General features: G+C 65.8%; 9 protein-coding genes. 8 read left to right on the forward strand and 1 reads right to left on the reverse strand.

The window, feature by feature from the left end; genetic code table 11:
- Positions 1 to 36 precede the first annotated feature (36 nt).
- The gene (locus ABW18_RS05250; protein WP_049697894.1) at positions 37 to 684 is read left to right on the forward strand and encodes a TetR/AcrR family transcriptional regulator; all 648 of its coding nucleotides are present in this window, start codon (positions 37 to 39) and stop codon (positions 682 to 684) included.
- A gap of 209 nt (positions 685 to 893) precedes the next feature.
- On the opposite strand, the gene ABW18_RS05255 is transcribed toward ABW18_RS05250, so the two are convergent.
- Positions 894 to 4,667, reverse strand: coding sequence for an indolepyruvate ferredoxin oxidoreductase family protein (locus ABW18_RS05255; RefSeq protein ID WP_049697895.1), 3,774 nt, complete (start codon positions 4,665 to 4,667; stop codon positions 894 to 896).
- 402 nt (positions 4,668 to 5,069) lie between these two features.
- Between ABW18_RS05255 and ABW18_RS05260 the strand changes: the two genes are divergently transcribed.
- The 7 genes from ABW18_RS05260 (at position 5,070) to ABW18_RS05290 (ending at position 15,058) form a co-directional block, all read left to right on the forward strand.
- Positions 5,070 to 6,617, forward strand: a complete 1,548-nt coding sequence (locus ABW18_RS05260; protein ID WP_231895407.1) for a carboxyl transferase domain-containing protein — start codon at positions 5,070 to 5,072, stop codon at positions 6,615 to 6,617.
- Between the two features lie 34 nt (positions 6,618 to 6,651).
- Entirely contained in the window at positions 6,652 to 8,715 is a 2,064-nt protein-coding gene (locus tag ABW18_RS05265) for an acetyl/propionyl/methylcrotonyl-CoA carboxylase subunit alpha (protein ID WP_049698088.1), read from the forward strand.
- Positions 8,715 to 9,860, forward strand: coding sequence for an acyl-CoA dehydrogenase family protein (locus ABW18_RS05270; protein ID WP_049697896.1), 1,146 nt, complete (start codon positions 8,715 to 8,717; stop codon positions 9,858 to 9,860). The genes ABW18_RS05265 and ABW18_RS05270 overlap by 1 nt, the downstream gene beginning before the upstream one ends.
- A complete protein-coding gene (locus ABW18_RS05275) occupies positions 9,857 to 10,366 on the forward strand; it encodes a MaoC family dehydratase (RefSeq protein WP_049697897.1) in 510 nt (169 codons plus the stop codon). Before ABW18_RS05270 ends, ABW18_RS05275 begins: the two co-directional genes overlap by 4 nt.
- Positions 10,367 to 10,485: 119 nt before the next feature.
- Positions 10,486 to 11,337, forward strand: a complete 852-nt coding sequence (locus tag ABW18_RS05280; protein WP_049698089.1) for an HpcH/HpaI aldolase/citrate lyase family protein — start codon at positions 10,486 to 10,488, stop codon at positions 11,335 to 11,337.
- Positions 11,338 to 11,384: 47 nt separating this feature from the next.
- Entirely contained in the window at positions 11,385 to 13,028 is a 1,644-nt protein-coding gene (locus ABW18_RS05285) for an AMP-binding protein (RefSeq protein WP_049697898.1), read from the forward strand.
- The gene (locus ABW18_RS05290; protein WP_049697899.1) at positions 13,028 to 15,058 is read left to right on the forward strand and encodes an acetoacetate--CoA ligase; all 2,031 of its coding nucleotides are present in this window, start codon (positions 13,028 to 13,030) and stop codon (positions 15,056 to 15,058) included. The genes ABW18_RS05285 and ABW18_RS05290 overlap by 1 nt, the downstream gene beginning before the upstream one ends.
- The last annotated feature ends 64 nt before the right edge of the window (positions 15,059 to 15,122 follow it).

Genomic DNA, 15,122 nt, shown 5'->3' on the forward strand with positions numbered 1-15,122 from the left:
GAGCACCGCCGTACCGGCGGTAGATTCGATGACACCATGACCCCAGCAGACCCCGTTGAGACCGCGACGTTCGCCGCGTCTGTCACGCCGCCGCTCACTAAGCGAGGCGAGGCGAAAGCCGCTCGACGTCGAGAAATGCTCGACGCCGCCGCCCGGCAAATGGCCGCACGGGGATTCGCGGGCGTACGCCTCGAGGACATTGGCGGCGCCGTCGGCGTGAGTGGCCCCGCGATGTATCGACACTTCGCGTCGAAGACCGACCTGCTCGATCAGATGCTGCTCGACATCAGCCGCCGACTCCGCGACGGCGGTGCCGAGGTCGTCGACCGCGGCCTCGCGCCAGCGGAGACCCTCGAGGCGCTGATCCACTTCCACATCGACGTGCTCGTCACCAAGCCGGACCTGATCGTCGTGCAGGATCGCGATCTGCACAACCTGACACCCGAGGCCAACCACGAGGTGCGCTCGCTGCAGCGCCGATACGTCGAGCAGTGGGTCGACGTGCTGCTCGCGCTGATGACCGAACGCGGCGCGACCCTCGCGCGACCGGAAGCCCGCGTCCGTGTGCACGCGATGTTCGGCCTGCTCAACTCCTCGCCGCGACTGCCTTCACTCGACAGCTCCCGCCTCCGCACCGTCCTGACCGCCATGGCCACCGCCGCGCTGGAGTGCGCGGGGGAGTGAGCGGGGCCTTCGGCGGCGTCGGGCCGTGCAGAAACTAGGGGAAGGGTTGTTTTCTCGGGTTGTGTGCGTTTCCGCGGGTTGTTTCGCGGGGAACGGTCAGAACCACGGGGAAGAGTTCGGCCGGCCTGGTGCGGGGTGGTCGGAGCGCTACGCAGAAAGTGGGGGAAGAACCCTTCCCCCACTTTCCGCGCACCCAGTCTGGACGGCCGTCAGATCCCGAGCTCGGCGCGGCGGCGTGCGACCTCGGCGCGATACCGTGCGACGTTGTCCATCTTGATCTGCTCGTAGCCGCGGACCATGTCGGGCAGGGCCGCCAACTCGGCCAGCGCCGACAGACGTCCAGGATCGTGAGCGCCCGGATCGGTAGACCCTGAGCCGACGGCGCCGAGGATCGCGTCGACGAGTTCCCGATACTCGACGATGAGCTCGCGCTCGGTGCGTCGAATCTCGGTGTAGCCGAACGGATCGAGGCGCGTGCCGCGCAACTTCTTCATCTTCGCGAGGCCGGCGAGCATCGGGGCTGTCCGCGCACCGAACGACATCTTCTCCTTGCGGCCAAGTGCGCGCAGCAGCGGGGGATGCAGTCGCACAGCGACTTTGGCGTCGTCGCCGTACTCGCCGGTGATCTGCGCGGCGAAGGTCGGATCGGCGGTGAGGCGCGCAACCTCGTACTCGTCCTTGTACGCCATGAGCTTGTACAGGTTGCGTGCCACCGCGTCGACGAGTTCGGGGCTGTCCGATTCGCGCGACACACGGTCGACGACGTCCAGATACTCAGCGGCATAACGCTCGTCGGCGTAGGCGACCAGTTCGTCGACGCGGATGCCGACGCTGTGCGCGAGGTCGTCGTCGAGGTGTAGTCGTGCGACCCGCTCACGAGCGTACGAACTCGGCTCCACCGCAACCGATTCGACGCCGGTCAGCTCTCGCGACACGGCATCCGGATCCGCGATCACCTGACGACCACGCCGGAACGCCTGCAGGTTTGCCGACACCGCAACGCCGTTGAGTTCGACGGCGCGCTCGATCGACTCGGCCGAGATCGGTAGTGCTCCGGTCTGATATGCCGCGCCGACCATCAGCATGTTGGCGAACTGCTCGTCGTCGAACAACTCTGTCGCGAGCGCGCCCGCGTCGAGGTATGCGGCTCGTGCGACCCGCGCGTCGATCGAGTCATGGACGGCGGTGTCGGCGGGGAAGCCGACCGAGGTGTCGATGACCATGGCGCCGGTGGGAATCCGGGTCGTCGACACCACCGCGACGGTCCGATCCGGCGCGGTGACCTTCAGGTTCACCGGGTCGGTGCCGACGAGGGAGTCGCACGCGAGGTACAGGTCGCACGTGTCGGCCGCGGCCTTGGCGGCCTGCTCGAGGGGGCGGGGGAGGTGGTCTCGACAAGCTCGACCAGCGGTATCGGCTCGACCAGCGGGATCGGCTCGACCAGCGGTGGGGTGGTCTCGACAAGCTCGACCATCGGTCGAATCAGCTCGACCATCGTTCGGGGTTCGACCAGCGGGACCAGCGGCGTCGGCGGAGTGCAGCGCAGAGACCTTGATGTCGCTGACCACGGCGCCGCCCTTTTGGGCGAGGCCGGTCATGTCGACCGTGCGGGCAGCGTGACCGTCCAAAAACGCTGCGGTGGCGAGGATCTGGGAGACGGTGACGACGCCGGTCCCGCCGATGCCCGTGATGCGCATCGTGAAGTCGGTGTCGGCGGTGACGGGTCGAGTGGTCGGGGGAGTGGGGACGGCGGCGGCGTCGATCTCGGTTGCACGCCGCGTCGCGGGTGTGTGGCCCGGCGTGACGGTGACGAACGACGGACAATCGCCCTTCAGGCACGAGAAGTCGAGGTTGCACGAGCTCTGGTCGATGCGTGTCTTGCGGCCGAACTCGGTCGAGACCGGGTGCACCGAAAGGCAATTGGACTTCTCGCCGCAGTCGCCGCAGCCCTCGCAGATGCGTTCGTTGATCACGACGCGCTGTGTGGGAGTTGGCATCTGGCCGCGCTTGCGCTTGCGGCGCTTCTCCGCGGCACAGTGCTGATCGTGGATGAGGACGGTGACGCCGGGGATCTCGGCGAGTTCGCGCTGGACGTCGGCGAGGTCGCCGCGATCACGCACCACGACGCCGTCGGCGAGGTCGGCGGAACGTGTGCGCGACGGGTCGTCGGAGGTGACGACGATGCGCGAGACCCCTTCCGCGGCAAGCAGACGCGTCAACTGAGCGAGACTGAACTCGCCGACGGGGTCCTGTCCGCCGGTCATCGCGACGGTGCCGTTGTAGAGCAGCTTGTAGGTGATGTTCTCGCCCGAGGCGACCGCAGCGCGGAGGGCGAGAGATCCCGAATGCGTGAACGTGCCGTCGCCGATGTTCTGCACGAAGTGGTCCGCGGGTACGAACGGTGCCATACCGAGCCACTGCGCGCCCTCGCCGCCCATCTGGGTGACCCCGGCGATGTCGCCGACCTGATCCGGATCCATCAGCAACACCATTGCGTGACAGCCGATTCCGCCGCCAACGAGCGTGCCGGGGCTCACCTTGGTCGAGCTGTTGTGCGGACATCCCGAACAGAAATACGGCGTGCGCACCGCGAGGGGAAGGTCGATCCGGGTACTCGACCGGCGCGCGTTGTGCTCGTCGAGCCATGCCTGCGCGGCGTCGAGGTGATGGTGTCTTGCCAGGCGTGTTGCCAGGCCGAGAGTGACTGCGTCGACGTCGAGTTCGCCGAAACGCGAGAACAACGTCGAACCGTCTTCGTGGACCTTTCCGACGATGCGCGGGGCGCGCGGATGGCGATACAGCATGTCGCGCATCATGGTTTCGATGAAGTCGCGCTTCTCCTCGACGACGATCACCTCGTCGAGTCGACCGGCGGCGGTGTCGGTGATGAAGCGTTCGAGGATCTCGCGGTCCAGCGGGTAGACCATGCCGAGTTTGAGGATGCGAATACCGGCCCGTTGCAGATCGGCGTCGTCGAGCCCCATGAGCCGCAACGCATTCCGCAGATCGAGGTAGGTCTTTCCCGCGGCGACCAGCCCGATCCTGTCGTCGCCACTGCGTACCGCGATTCGGTTGATGCCGTTGTGTCGTGCATATGCCAGCGCGCGGGGGATGCGCGTCGTCAACTGATTCTGTTCGAGCTCCATGAGATTGGCGCCGAGCAGTTTGCCGCTGGGTACGTGCGGGCTGCGCCCCAGATCGCCGTAGACGGGCACGACGCGATCGGGATGCACCACCGCGGTCGACGATCCGTCTGCCACGTGTGCGGAGATCTTGAGCGAGGTCCACAGGCCGCTGACCCGGCTCATCACCGCGGCATGGACGCCGAGGTCGAGGATGTCCTGGGAATCGGCCGGGTAGAGCGTCGGAATGTAGAGGTCGGCGAGCGCCATCTCCGACGTGCAGGGGACGGTCGAACTCTTGGCTGCGGGATCGTCGCCGACGAGCGCCACGGCACCGCCGTCGGGATGCGTGCCGATCAGGTTGGCGTGCCGTATGGCGTCGGATGCGCGGTCGAGACCGGGTGCCTTGCCGTACCAGTAGCCGACGACGCCGTTGCGCTGCTGCCCGTCGTCGTCAGCCGCGAGCGGGCCGAGTGTCGGGGCGAGTTGCGATCCCATGACCGACGTCGCGGCGAGTTCTTCATTGAGACCTGGGCGGTGTACGACGTCGAAGGGTGCGAGGAGCGACTGACGTCGCATGAGTTCGAGGTCGAAGCCTGCGAGCGGCGAGCCCTCGTAGCCGGAGATGAACGACGCCGTGCGCAGATTCTGTCTCCGATCGACGCGGGCGCGATCGGCGATCATCCGGACGAGCGCTGTGATGCCGCCGAGGAAGATCGGACCTTCTTCGCGGGTGTATCGGTCGTCGAGTGTGAAATCGGCGGGGCGTGTCGTCGCACGCGCTCCTGCCTGCGTCGATGCTGAATTCTTCGCGGTTGCGTCGCGCCGGAATCGGTCGGCTCGATCATCTGCGAGGGTCACGGGTTCACCTGGCCTTCGTGGTGTGTCGGCGTCGGCACGGGGTACGGCCGACGACGTGTGGGCTGGGTCCGGGGGTGGTGGACCTCATCACCCACACTACGAAATTGCGTGACGCCCGTCACGTCAGGGACAACAATGACAAGTAGATGACAGCCGCGCCGCGATCCGCTAGAGTCGCTTTCAGTTAATTGCAGCTAACTGAAAGCGCGTGGCTGCACGCATTCCAGCCAAGCGAAAGGTCTGCCTGTGACGAGGGTGGTCTCGACAAGCTCGACCAGCGATGACGGCTCGACCAGGGTGGTCTCGACAAGCTCGACCAGCGATGACGGCTTGACCGGCGGTAAGGGCTCGACCATCGGGAAGGGCTCTACCGGCGGGAAGGGCTCGACCAGCGGTCGGGCGGTGCACGAGTCCAACGTCGCGACGCTGAGGGAGCGCCTTGCGCGGGTCGCGGTCGGCGGCGGCGAGCGGGCTCGGGAACGGCACATCTCGCGCGGCAAGCTGCTCCCTCGCGATCGCGTCGACGGCTTGCTCGACGTCGGGTCGCCGTTCCTCGAGGTCGGATCGCTTGCGGCGTTCGGGATGTACGACGACAAGGCGCCGTCGGCCGGTGTGATCGCCGGTGTCGGACGGGTGGCCGGGCGCGAGTGCATGATCGTCGCCAACGACGCCACGGTGTCGGGTGGCACCTACTACCCGATGACGGTCAAGAAGCATCTGCGCGCGCAGGAGATCGCCGCCGCCAACCGGCTGCCCTGCATCTACCTCGTCGATTCCGGTGGCGCGATGCTCCTCGCGCAGGACGAGGTCTTCCCCGACCGCGAACACTTCGGACGCATCTTCTACAACCAGGCGACGATGAGCGCGGCAGGTATCCCGCAGATCGCGGCGGTGCTGGGATCGTCGACGGCAGGCGGCGCCTATGTGCCGGCGATGAGCGACGAGACCGTCATCGTCCGCAATCAGGGCACCATCTTCCTCGCGGGACCCCCGCTGGTGAAGGCGGCGACCGGCGAGGACGTCAGTGCGGAGGACCTCGGCGGCGGTGCCATGCACTCGTCGGTCTCCGGGGTCACCGACCACCTCGTCGACAACGACCAGCAGGCGCTCGCCAAGGTGCGCGAAATCGTCGCGACCCTCGGACCGCGCGAACAACCGCAGTGGGACACGATCGCCCCGCGTGAACCCGCGCGCAGCCAGATCGACATCTACGACGTCGTGCCCACCGATCCGCGTACCCCGTACGACGTTCGACAGGTCATCGAGATCATCAGCGACGCAGGAGAATTCACCGAGTTCAAGGCTAACTACGGCACCACGCTGGTCACGGCGTTCGCGCACGTGCACGGCCATCCCGTCGGCTTCATCGCCAACAATGGTGTGCTGTTCAGCGAATCAGCGCTCAAGGGAGCGCACTTCATCGAACTGTGCGACCAGCGTCGAATTCCATTGGTGTTCTTGCAGAACATCACCGGATTCATGGTCGGGCGTGCCTACGAGGAAGGCGGTATCGCCAAGAACGGCGCCAAGATGGTCAATGCCGTTGCGTGCGCGCGTGTTCCGAAGTTCACCGTGATGATCGGCGGCTCGTTCGGCGCGGGCAATTATTCGATGTGCGGCCGCGCGTACTCGCCGCGGTTCCTGTGGTCGTGGCCCAACGCGCGCATCTCCGTGATGGGTGGACCACAGGCCGCCGACACTCTTGCGACGGTGCGCCGCAACCAGATCGAACGATCCGGCAAGGAGTGGTGTGCCGACGACGAGGAGGCGTTCAAGACGCCGATTCGAGAGCAGTTCGACGAACAGTCCGATGCGTATTACTCGACGGCGCGCCTCTGGGACGACGGCATCGTCGATCCGGCACACACCCGCACGTTGCTCGGGCTCGCGCTCGAAACCGCCCGTTACGCACCGCTGGCCGATCAGCGCTACGGCGTCTTCCGGATGTGACCGACCGATGCGACACGAGATGGATGAGAACGTCATGACGACACCGACAGCCCGCCCGATCCGCAGCGTGCTCGTGGCCAACCGAGGCGAGATCGCGTGCCGCGTCATTGAGACATTGCGCCGCATGGGGATTCGGAGCATCGCCGTCTACTCCGACGCCGATGCCGACGCTCTGCATGTGCGGATGGCCGACGTGGCGGTACGACTGGGACCCGCGTCGGCCGCACGCAGCTACCTCGACATCGACGCGGTGGTGCGCGCCGCGCAGCAGACCGGCGCCGACGCGGTGCACCCCGGCTACGGATTCCTCTCGGAGAACCAGAAATTCGCGGTCGCGCTCGACGCCGCGGGGATTGCCTTCATCGGACCTCCGGCGGACGCGATCGCGACGATGGGCGACAAGATCACCGCGCGGGCCGCCGTCGTCGAACGTGACGTCCCGGTGGTGCCCGGTCTGTCGCGGCCTGGGCTGACCGACGAGGATCTGATCGCGGCTGCGCCCGAGATCGGATTCCCGGTGCTGATCAAGCCGAGCGCCGGTGGCGGCGGCAAGGGTATGCATCGCGTCGAGAACGCCGACGAACTCCCGGCAGCGCTCCAGCGTGCACGACGAGAGGCCGGATCGGCATTCGGCGACGACTCGCTGTTCCTCGAGCACTTCGTCGACACCCCCCGCCATATCGAGGTGCAGGTCCTAGCCGACCAGTACGGCAACGTGATTCATCTCGGCGAGCGCGAGTGCTCGCTGCAACGTCGACACCAGAAGGTCATCGAGGAGGCGCCCTCGGCGCTCCTCGACGAGGCGACGCGCGCACGTATCGGTGAGGCCGCCTGCGACGCTGCACGCAGTGTCGGCTACACCGGTGCGGGCACCGTCGAATTCATCGTCTCCGCCAAGCGACCCGACCAGTTCTTCTTCATGGAGATGAACACCCGGCTGCAGGTCGAGCATCCCGTCACCGAACTGGTCACCGGAGTCGACCTCGTCGAGCAGCAGATCCGGGTTGCGCGCGGTGAGAAGCTCGCGCTCACCCAGTCCGACATCGTCTTGTCGGGCCACGCGATCGAGGCGCGGGTATACGCAGAAGATCCGGCACGAGGATTCCTGCCGACCGGCGGCACGATAGTCGCGCTCGAACAGCCGGGTGGACACGGAGAGAATGCCGAATACAGCGGCATCCGTGTCGATTCCGCGATGTTCGAGGGCATGGTCGTCGGGAGTGACTACGACCCGATGCTCGCCAAGGTCATCGCGTACGGCAGCGACCGCGACGAGGCGATCGAACGCCTCGACCAGGCTCTCGCGCACACCAGAGTGCTCGGTGTGGTGACCAACATCGACTTCTGTCGCTTCGTGTTGGCGCAGGACCGCGTACGCGACGCCGAACTCGACACCGAACTGCTCGACAGGCTCGTCGTCGACTACGCTGCGCCGCAACCGGTTCCGGAAGCATTGGTGCTCCTGGGTGCTGCCCGCACCGGGTTTCGGCAGCCCGGCGACGTCTGGAATACCGAAGTCGGTTGGCGCATCGGCGTACCCGCACCGGTGGTGACCCGCATCGTCGACGGCGACAACAGGCACTGGACGGTCTCGTTTTATGTCGACGCCGCCACCGACGATATTCTGCGTGGACATGCGACGGTCTCCGGCGACGACGTCGACTCCTGGGAAGCCGACGTCGAGTACCGTCGAATCGACCAGGGCGGCAACGGAGATCACGTCGACCGCTTGATCGTCGACGGCGTCAGTCAGTCGTGGTCTCACTCCGAGATCGACGGATCGTGGTGGGTCGCGGGTCCCACGGGATCGTGGACCCTCGAACTCGCGCGACCGATCCTCGACGAGGCCGCAGACGAGAAGGCCGGAGAGATCACCTCGCCCATGCCCGGGACCATCGTTGCCGTGTCGGTCGATGACGGCGACGCCGTCGAGGCAGGCGCACCCGTGATCGTCGTCGAGGCGATGAAGATGGAGCACACGCTGACGGCGCCGACTGCAGGCGTCGTTGCGCTCGCGGCACAGGTCGGCGACAAGGTCGCGGCCGGTCAGACACTTGCACACGTAACCGACGAGAATTCGATGGAGCAGGCCAACTGATGGAATTGACACAGGACTACACCGACCTGATCGACACCGTGCGCGACTTCGCGCAGTCGGTGGTGGCGCCGGTCGCTGCGAAACACGATGCGGAACACAGCTTTCCGTACGAGGTTGTCTCGCAGATGGGAAAGATGGGCCTCTTCGGGCTTCCGTTCTCCGAAGAGTACGGCGGCATGGGTGGCGACTACTTCGCACTGTCGCTCGCGCTCGAGGAACTCGGCAAGGTCGACCAGTCGGTCGCGATCACGCTCGAGGCGGGTGTGTCGCTTGGAGCGATGCCCATCTACAAGTTCGGCACCGAGGAGCAGAAGCAGCGCTACCTGCCCGACCTGACATCTGGTGTCGCACTGGCCGGATTCGGCCTCACCGAGCCGGGAGCCGGCTCCGATGCCGGGGCAACCGCCACAACTGCGCGCGACGACGGCGACAGCTGGATCATCAACGGCGCCAAGCAGTTCATCACCAACTCGGGAACCGACATCACGTCGCTGGTGACGGTGACCGCGGTGACCGGTGTCAAAGACAATGGGCGCAAGGAGATCTCGACCATCATCGTGCCGTCGGACACGGTCGGGTTCACCGCGGAGCCGGCGTACAACAAGGTCGGCTGGAATGCGTCGGACACCCATCCGCTGACCTTCACCGACGCGCGGGTGCCGACCGAGAATCTGCTGGGGGAGCGTGGCCGCGGCTACGCGAACTTCCTGTCCATCCTCGACGAGGGACGTATCGCCATCGCGGCACTCGCGACGGGCGTGGCGCAGGGGTGCGTCGACGAGAGCGTGAAGTACGCCAAGGAGCGGCAGTCCTTCGGTCAGCCCATCGGCAACTATCAATCGGTGTCGTTCTCAATCGCCCGCATGGAGGCGCGAGCACACGTCGCCCGCACCGCATACTACGACGCCGCGGCGAAGATGTTGGCGGGCAAGCCCTTCAAGAAGGAGGCGTCGATCGCCAAGATGATCGCCAGCGAAGCCGCGATGGACAACGCGCGGATGGCCACACAGATCCACGGCGGCTACGGGTTCATGAACGAGTACCCGGTGGCACGCCACTACCGGGACTCGAAGATCCTCGAGATCGGGGAGGGCACCACCGAGGTGCAACTCATGCTCATCGCGCGAGAGCTGGGGTTCTCATGAGTGATGGAGCCCAATCGCCCACATCGACTGCTCGGAGGGTGATACAACGCGGGTTGTGGTTCGAGGAGTTCGTCGAGGGCACGGTGTACGAGCACCGGCCGGGACGCACCGTGACCGAGGCCGACAACGTGCTGTTCACCACGCTCACCATGAACACCCAGGCACTGCATCTCGACGCTGCGTGGTCGGCGCAGCAACCCGGCTTCGGCGGTCAGCGACTCATCAATTCGATGTTCACGCTGTCGACCATCGTCGGATTGTCGGTGTCGCAACTGACCCAGGGGACGCTCGTCGCAAACCTCGGTTTCAGCGAGGTCTCCTTTCCCGCACCGTTGTTCGCGGGCGACACGCTGTACGCGGAGACGGAGTGCACCGGCATCCGCGAGTCCCGGTCGCGGCCCGGCGAAGGGGTTGTCAATCTGCTCCACGTCGGTCGCAATCAGGACGGGGTGGTTGTCGCCCGAGCCGCGAGGGCCACACTGGTACGGAAGCGACCCGACGACTGACACCGCCGGAGACAACTCCGGCGACGTCTGAACGAACAGGAGTGAGAATCGTGACCACCGGCCCGATCGTGCCGCCCAATCAGTTCGGTATTTCCAGCCAGATCGGCAATGAACCGCAGATGTTGGTCAACGCCTGGCTGCCCTCGGGGCCGGCGATGCTGTTCTGTCCGGCGGACCGTCCCGATCGCTACCAGAAGGCGCTCGAGCGAGCCGACGTCGTCATCCTCGACCTCGAGGACGCCGTCGCACCGGAGAATCGCGTGGCAGCGCGGGAAGCGTTGATCGCCAACCCGATCGACCCCGACCGAACCGTCGTGCGTATCAACCCGGCAGGTACCGGCGACTATCGGCGTGATCTCGCAGCCCTGAGTGACACCAACTATCGGGTGGTCATGCAGGCGAAGGCCGAAACCGCGACGTCGATCATCGAGACGGCGTTTCAGACGATCGCACTCATCGAGACACCACTCGGGGTCGTCAACGTCAACGAGATCGCTCAAGCCGTCAACTGCATCGGATTGATGTGGGGTGCAGAGGATCTCGTTGCCGGTCTCGGCGGCAAGTCGAGCAGATTCGGTCAGGGCGAGCGAGGAGCGGGTACCTATCGTGACGTTGCCCGCTACGCACGCGCGATGGTGCGGATCTCCTCGGCAGCCGCCGGGATCTTTGCCGTCGACTCGGTGCACATCGACATCCCCGACACCGACGGCCTTGTTGCGGAGGTCCGCGACGCCGTCGCACTCGGATACGCCGCGACAGCATGTATCCACCCCTCGCAGGTGGAGATCATCCGCGCTGGCTACAGCCCGGATGCCGACGAGATCGACTGGGCCAAGCAGGTTCTCGAGAAGTCGGAGGAGTATCACGGTGGCGTCTTCAGCCTCGACGGGCAGATGATCGACGGCCCCGTGCTTCGTCAGGCCGAGGCTGTGCTGGCGCGTGCCGCCGCAGCCGAGAACCTCGACACCTAAATGACCGCATGATCAGGATATGAGTCCACGAGAAGAGAGTGATCCGAATGGCCGAGCCGACGGTCGAATTGGCCTATGCCCGTGGTGAAGACAACCCGCCGCTGCTGACGGAGACGATCGGGCAAACGCTCGCGCGAACAACCGAGGCGTACGGGGAGAACCTCGCACTGGTCGACGCGCCGAGCGGGCGCACCTGGACGTACCGAGAGTTCCGCACCGAGGTCCTCGCGCTCGCCGCCGGACTGCTGCGGCACGGCGTTCAGACAGGCGATCGGGTCGGGCTGTGGGCGCCCAACCGACCCGAATGGGTGATGGTGCAATACGCGACCGCCGAGATCGGTGCCATTCTCGTCAATCTCAATCCCGCCTATCGCCAGAACGAACTCGACTACGCGCTCACGCAGTCGGGTACGAGCGTCGTGCTCGCCGCCGACCGCTACAAGGACTCCGACTACCGGGGAATGCTCGACGCCGCTCGGCCTTCGACGCCGGAACTGCGTGAGGTCATCCTGTTCGAGACGCCCGAGTGGGATGAACTGCTCACCCGGCCGTCGGACGACGAGTTGGCTGCGGTGGCGCAACGCGCGTCGACGCTGCGGCCGGACGACTCGATCAATATCCAATACACCTCGGGTACAACGGGTTTCCCGAAGGGGGCGACACTCACACACGCCAATATCAGCAACAACGGTTATCTCGTCGGCGAACTCCTCGCCTATACCGACGCCGACCGCATCTGCATCCCGGTGCCGTTCTACCACTGCTTCGGCATGGTGATGGGAAACCTGGCCGCGACGAGTCATGGTGCGGCCATGGTCATTCCGTCGCCGACATTCGATCCCGAAGCCGCGCTCCGCGCCGTCGCGGACTATCGCTGCACGAGCCTCTACGGTGTGCCGACGATGTTCATCGCCGAGCTGGCGCTCCTCGATCACGTCGAGCCCGGCCAGATCGATCTGTCGAGTCTGCGGACCGGGATCATGGCGGGTTCGCCGTGCCCCGAACACGTGATGCGGCAGGTCGTTGATCGCATGCACATGGGCGAGGTCTCGATCTGTTACGGGATGACCGAAACATCGCCGGTGTCGTGTCAGACGAGAGTCGACGATCCGCTGGAACTGCGGGTCGGCACAGTCGGGCGCGTCGGCCCGCATCTGGAGATCAAGGTGATCGACCCGATCACGGGAGAGACACTGCCGCGCGGCGAGACCGGCGAATTCTGTACCCGCGGCTACAGCGTGATGAGTGGGTACTGGAACGAACCCGAGAAGACCGATGAGGCGCTCGACGCCGACGGCTGGATGCACACCGGCGATCTGGCCGTCATGGATCCGAACTCGTACGTACGGATCACGGGGCGCATCAAGGACATGGTGATCCGCGGGGGAGAGAACATCTATCCGCGTGAGATCGAGGAGTTCCTCTACACCCACCCAGATATCCTCGACGCACAGGTGATCGGAGTGCCCGACGAGCGCTACGGCGAAGAGCTGATGGCGTGGATTCAGTTGCGCGACGGCGTCGCCGACCTCACGGCCGACGACGTGCGCGAGTTCGCGACGGGCAAGATCGCGCGCCACAAGATCCCGAGATACGTCCACGTGGTCAAGGAATTCCCGATGACCGTCACCGGCAAGGTGCGCAAGGTGGCGATGCGCGCTGAGTCCGTCGACCTTCTCGGGTTGGCGTAATGGCGTCGTCGACCGTCCCCAGATCTTCGGAGCGAGGCGAAATAACTACGCGCATCGACGACTTCGCGCGACAGGTCGCCGAGCGCTACGGCGTCGACACGTCGTCGTACGAGACGCTGTGGTCGTGGTCGGTGGACAGTCCGGCGCAGTTCTGGCGTGCGGTGTGGGACTTCTACGATCTCGACGCCATTGCCGGTCCGCTCGCCGAGGGAGACGACGCCGTCCTCGCGTCGACGGAAATGCCGGGCGCGCAATGGTTTTCCGACGTCACCCTGAACTACGTGGATCAGGTCTTCCGGCATGCCGACGATCCCGACGCCGCTGCGCGGACCGCGATCGTCGGAGTCGACGAGAGCGGTACCCTTGTGTCGCTGACCTGGGCACAATTGCGTGAACAGTCGTTGTCGTTCGCGCGCACGCTTCGCCGGCTCGGGGTCGGTGTCGGCGATGTGGTCGCTGCTTACCTGCCCGACATTCCCGAGGCGTTGGTGGCGTTCCTCGGAACCGCGGCGGTCGGCGCGATCTGGTCGGGTTGCGGGCAGGACTACGCACCCTCAGGTGCCGCGGGCCGCCTCGCCCAACTCGAGCCCAAGGTGCTGGTCACCGCCGACGGCTACCGATACAACGGCAAAGACATGGACAAGGCGGCCGACAGCGCGGAACTGGCAGGCCTTCTCGAAGGGCTGGGCTCCCACATCGTCGTCGGCGATCCGTCGCGCCAGCCCGCACGCGGAATCGAAGTTCTGAGCTACGAGAGCGCCATTGCGTCGAATTCGCAGGCGCAGTCCGACGTTCGCGACGCCGACATCCCGGTGCGGGTCGGGTTCGATCATCCGCTGTGGGTGCTGTTCAGCTCGGGAACAACGGGGCGCCCCAAGGGAATTGTGCACGGGCACGGCGGCGTCGTCGTCGAACATCTGAAAGCCGCTGGGCTGCATGCCGATCTGTCGCGTGACGACGTCTTCTTCTGGCACACCGCACTGAGTTGGATGATGTGGAACTTTCAGGCAGCGGGATTGCTGGTCGGTGCCGAGATCGTCTGTTACAGCGGCTCACCGCTCTACCCCGACGCCGATCGGCTCTGGGCACTCGTCGCCGACGAACGCGTCACCTACTTCGGCACCAGTCCCGGACAGTTGCAGGCAAGCCGCAAGGCAGGTCTGCGACCTGGCCGCGACCACGACCTGGCGGCGCTGCGGGGAATCGGGAGTACCGGTTCGGCGTTGTCGGCAGACCTGTTCGACTGGATCGACGAAAACGTGCGCCCCGGAATCCCGGTGTCGTCGATCAGTGGCGGTACCGACGTGGTGACCGCGTTCGCGGGCGGATCGTCGGGGCAGCCGGTGGTGCCCGGTGAATTGTCGGTGCGGTACCTCGGTGTGGCGCTTGCCAGTTGGGCTCCGGACACCACGCCGCTGATCGGTGAGGTCGGCGAGATGGTCGTCACCGCACCGATGCCCTCGATGCCGGTGAGCTTTTGGAACGACCCGGACGGTGCTCGCTATCGGGCGGCATACTTTGCGCACGAGTGGTCGGGCACCGAGACCGACTCGGAACCCGTATGGCGACACGGCGATTGGGTCACGGTCACCGATCGGGGTTCACTCATCATCCACGGCCGCAGCGACGCGACGCTCAACAAGCAGGGCGTGCGGATGGGCTCGGCCGACATCTATGAGGTCGTCGAAAGCCTCCCCGAGATCGCAGAGGCATTCGTGCTCGGCGTCGACGGTCCCGACGGCAAGTACTGGATGCCGCTGTTTGTGACCCTGGTGCCCGGCGCCACGCTCGACGATGATCTGCGCTCGACGATCGCGTCGTCGATCCGCACACGACTGTCGCCACGACATGTGCCGGACGAGGTGATCGAGGCGCCCGGCATCCCGCACACCCGCACGGGCAAGAAGCTCGAGGTGCCGGTGACGGCGATCCTCGCTGGCCGCAGCGGCGTCGACGTCGACCCTCGATCGATAGACGATCCGGGCCTCATCGACTGGTACTCGGAGCGCGGTCGCGAACATCAGTGGTGAGGGATGCGTCTCACACCGATGTACTAGCGTGGTCGGGGAACTGCCGTGCCATGTGTGCATGTGG

Source organism: Gordonia jacobaea, from assembly GCF_001186365.1.
Taxonomy (GTDB): Bacteria; Actinomycetota; Actinomycetes; order Mycobacteriales; family Mycobacteriaceae; genus Gordonia; species Gordonia jacobaea.

Excerpts from the sequence above, each read along its gene's own strand:
- ABW18_RS05275 (WP_049697897.1), top strand. The coding sequence starts at position 9,857 with ATGAGTGATGGAGCCCAATCGCCCACATCGACTGCTCGGAGGGTGATA.
- ABW18_RS05290 (WP_049697899.1), top strand. The coding sequence starts at position 13,028 with ATGGCGTCGTCGACCGTCCCCAGATCTTCGGAGCGAGGCGAAATAACT.
- ABW18_RS05285 (WP_049697898.1), top strand. The coding sequence starts at position 11,385 with ATGGCCGAGCCGACGGTCGAATTGGCCTATGCCCGTGGTGAAGACAAC.
- ABW18_RS05250 (WP_049697894.1), top strand. The coding sequence starts at position 37 with ATGACCCCAGCAGACCCCGTTGAGACCGCGACGTTCGCCGCGTCTGTC.
- ABW18_RS05280 (WP_049698089.1), top strand. The coding sequence starts at position 10,486 with ATGTTGGTCAACGCCTGGCTGCCCTCGGGGCCGGCGATGCTGTTCTGT.
- ABW18_RS05265 (WP_049698088.1), top strand. The coding sequence starts at position 6,652 with ATGACGACACCGACAGCCCGCCCGATCCGCAGCGTGCTCGTGGCCAAC.
- ABW18_RS05270 (WP_049697896.1), top strand. The coding sequence starts at position 8,715 with ATGGAATTGACACAGGACTACACCGACCTGATCGACACCGTGCGCGAC.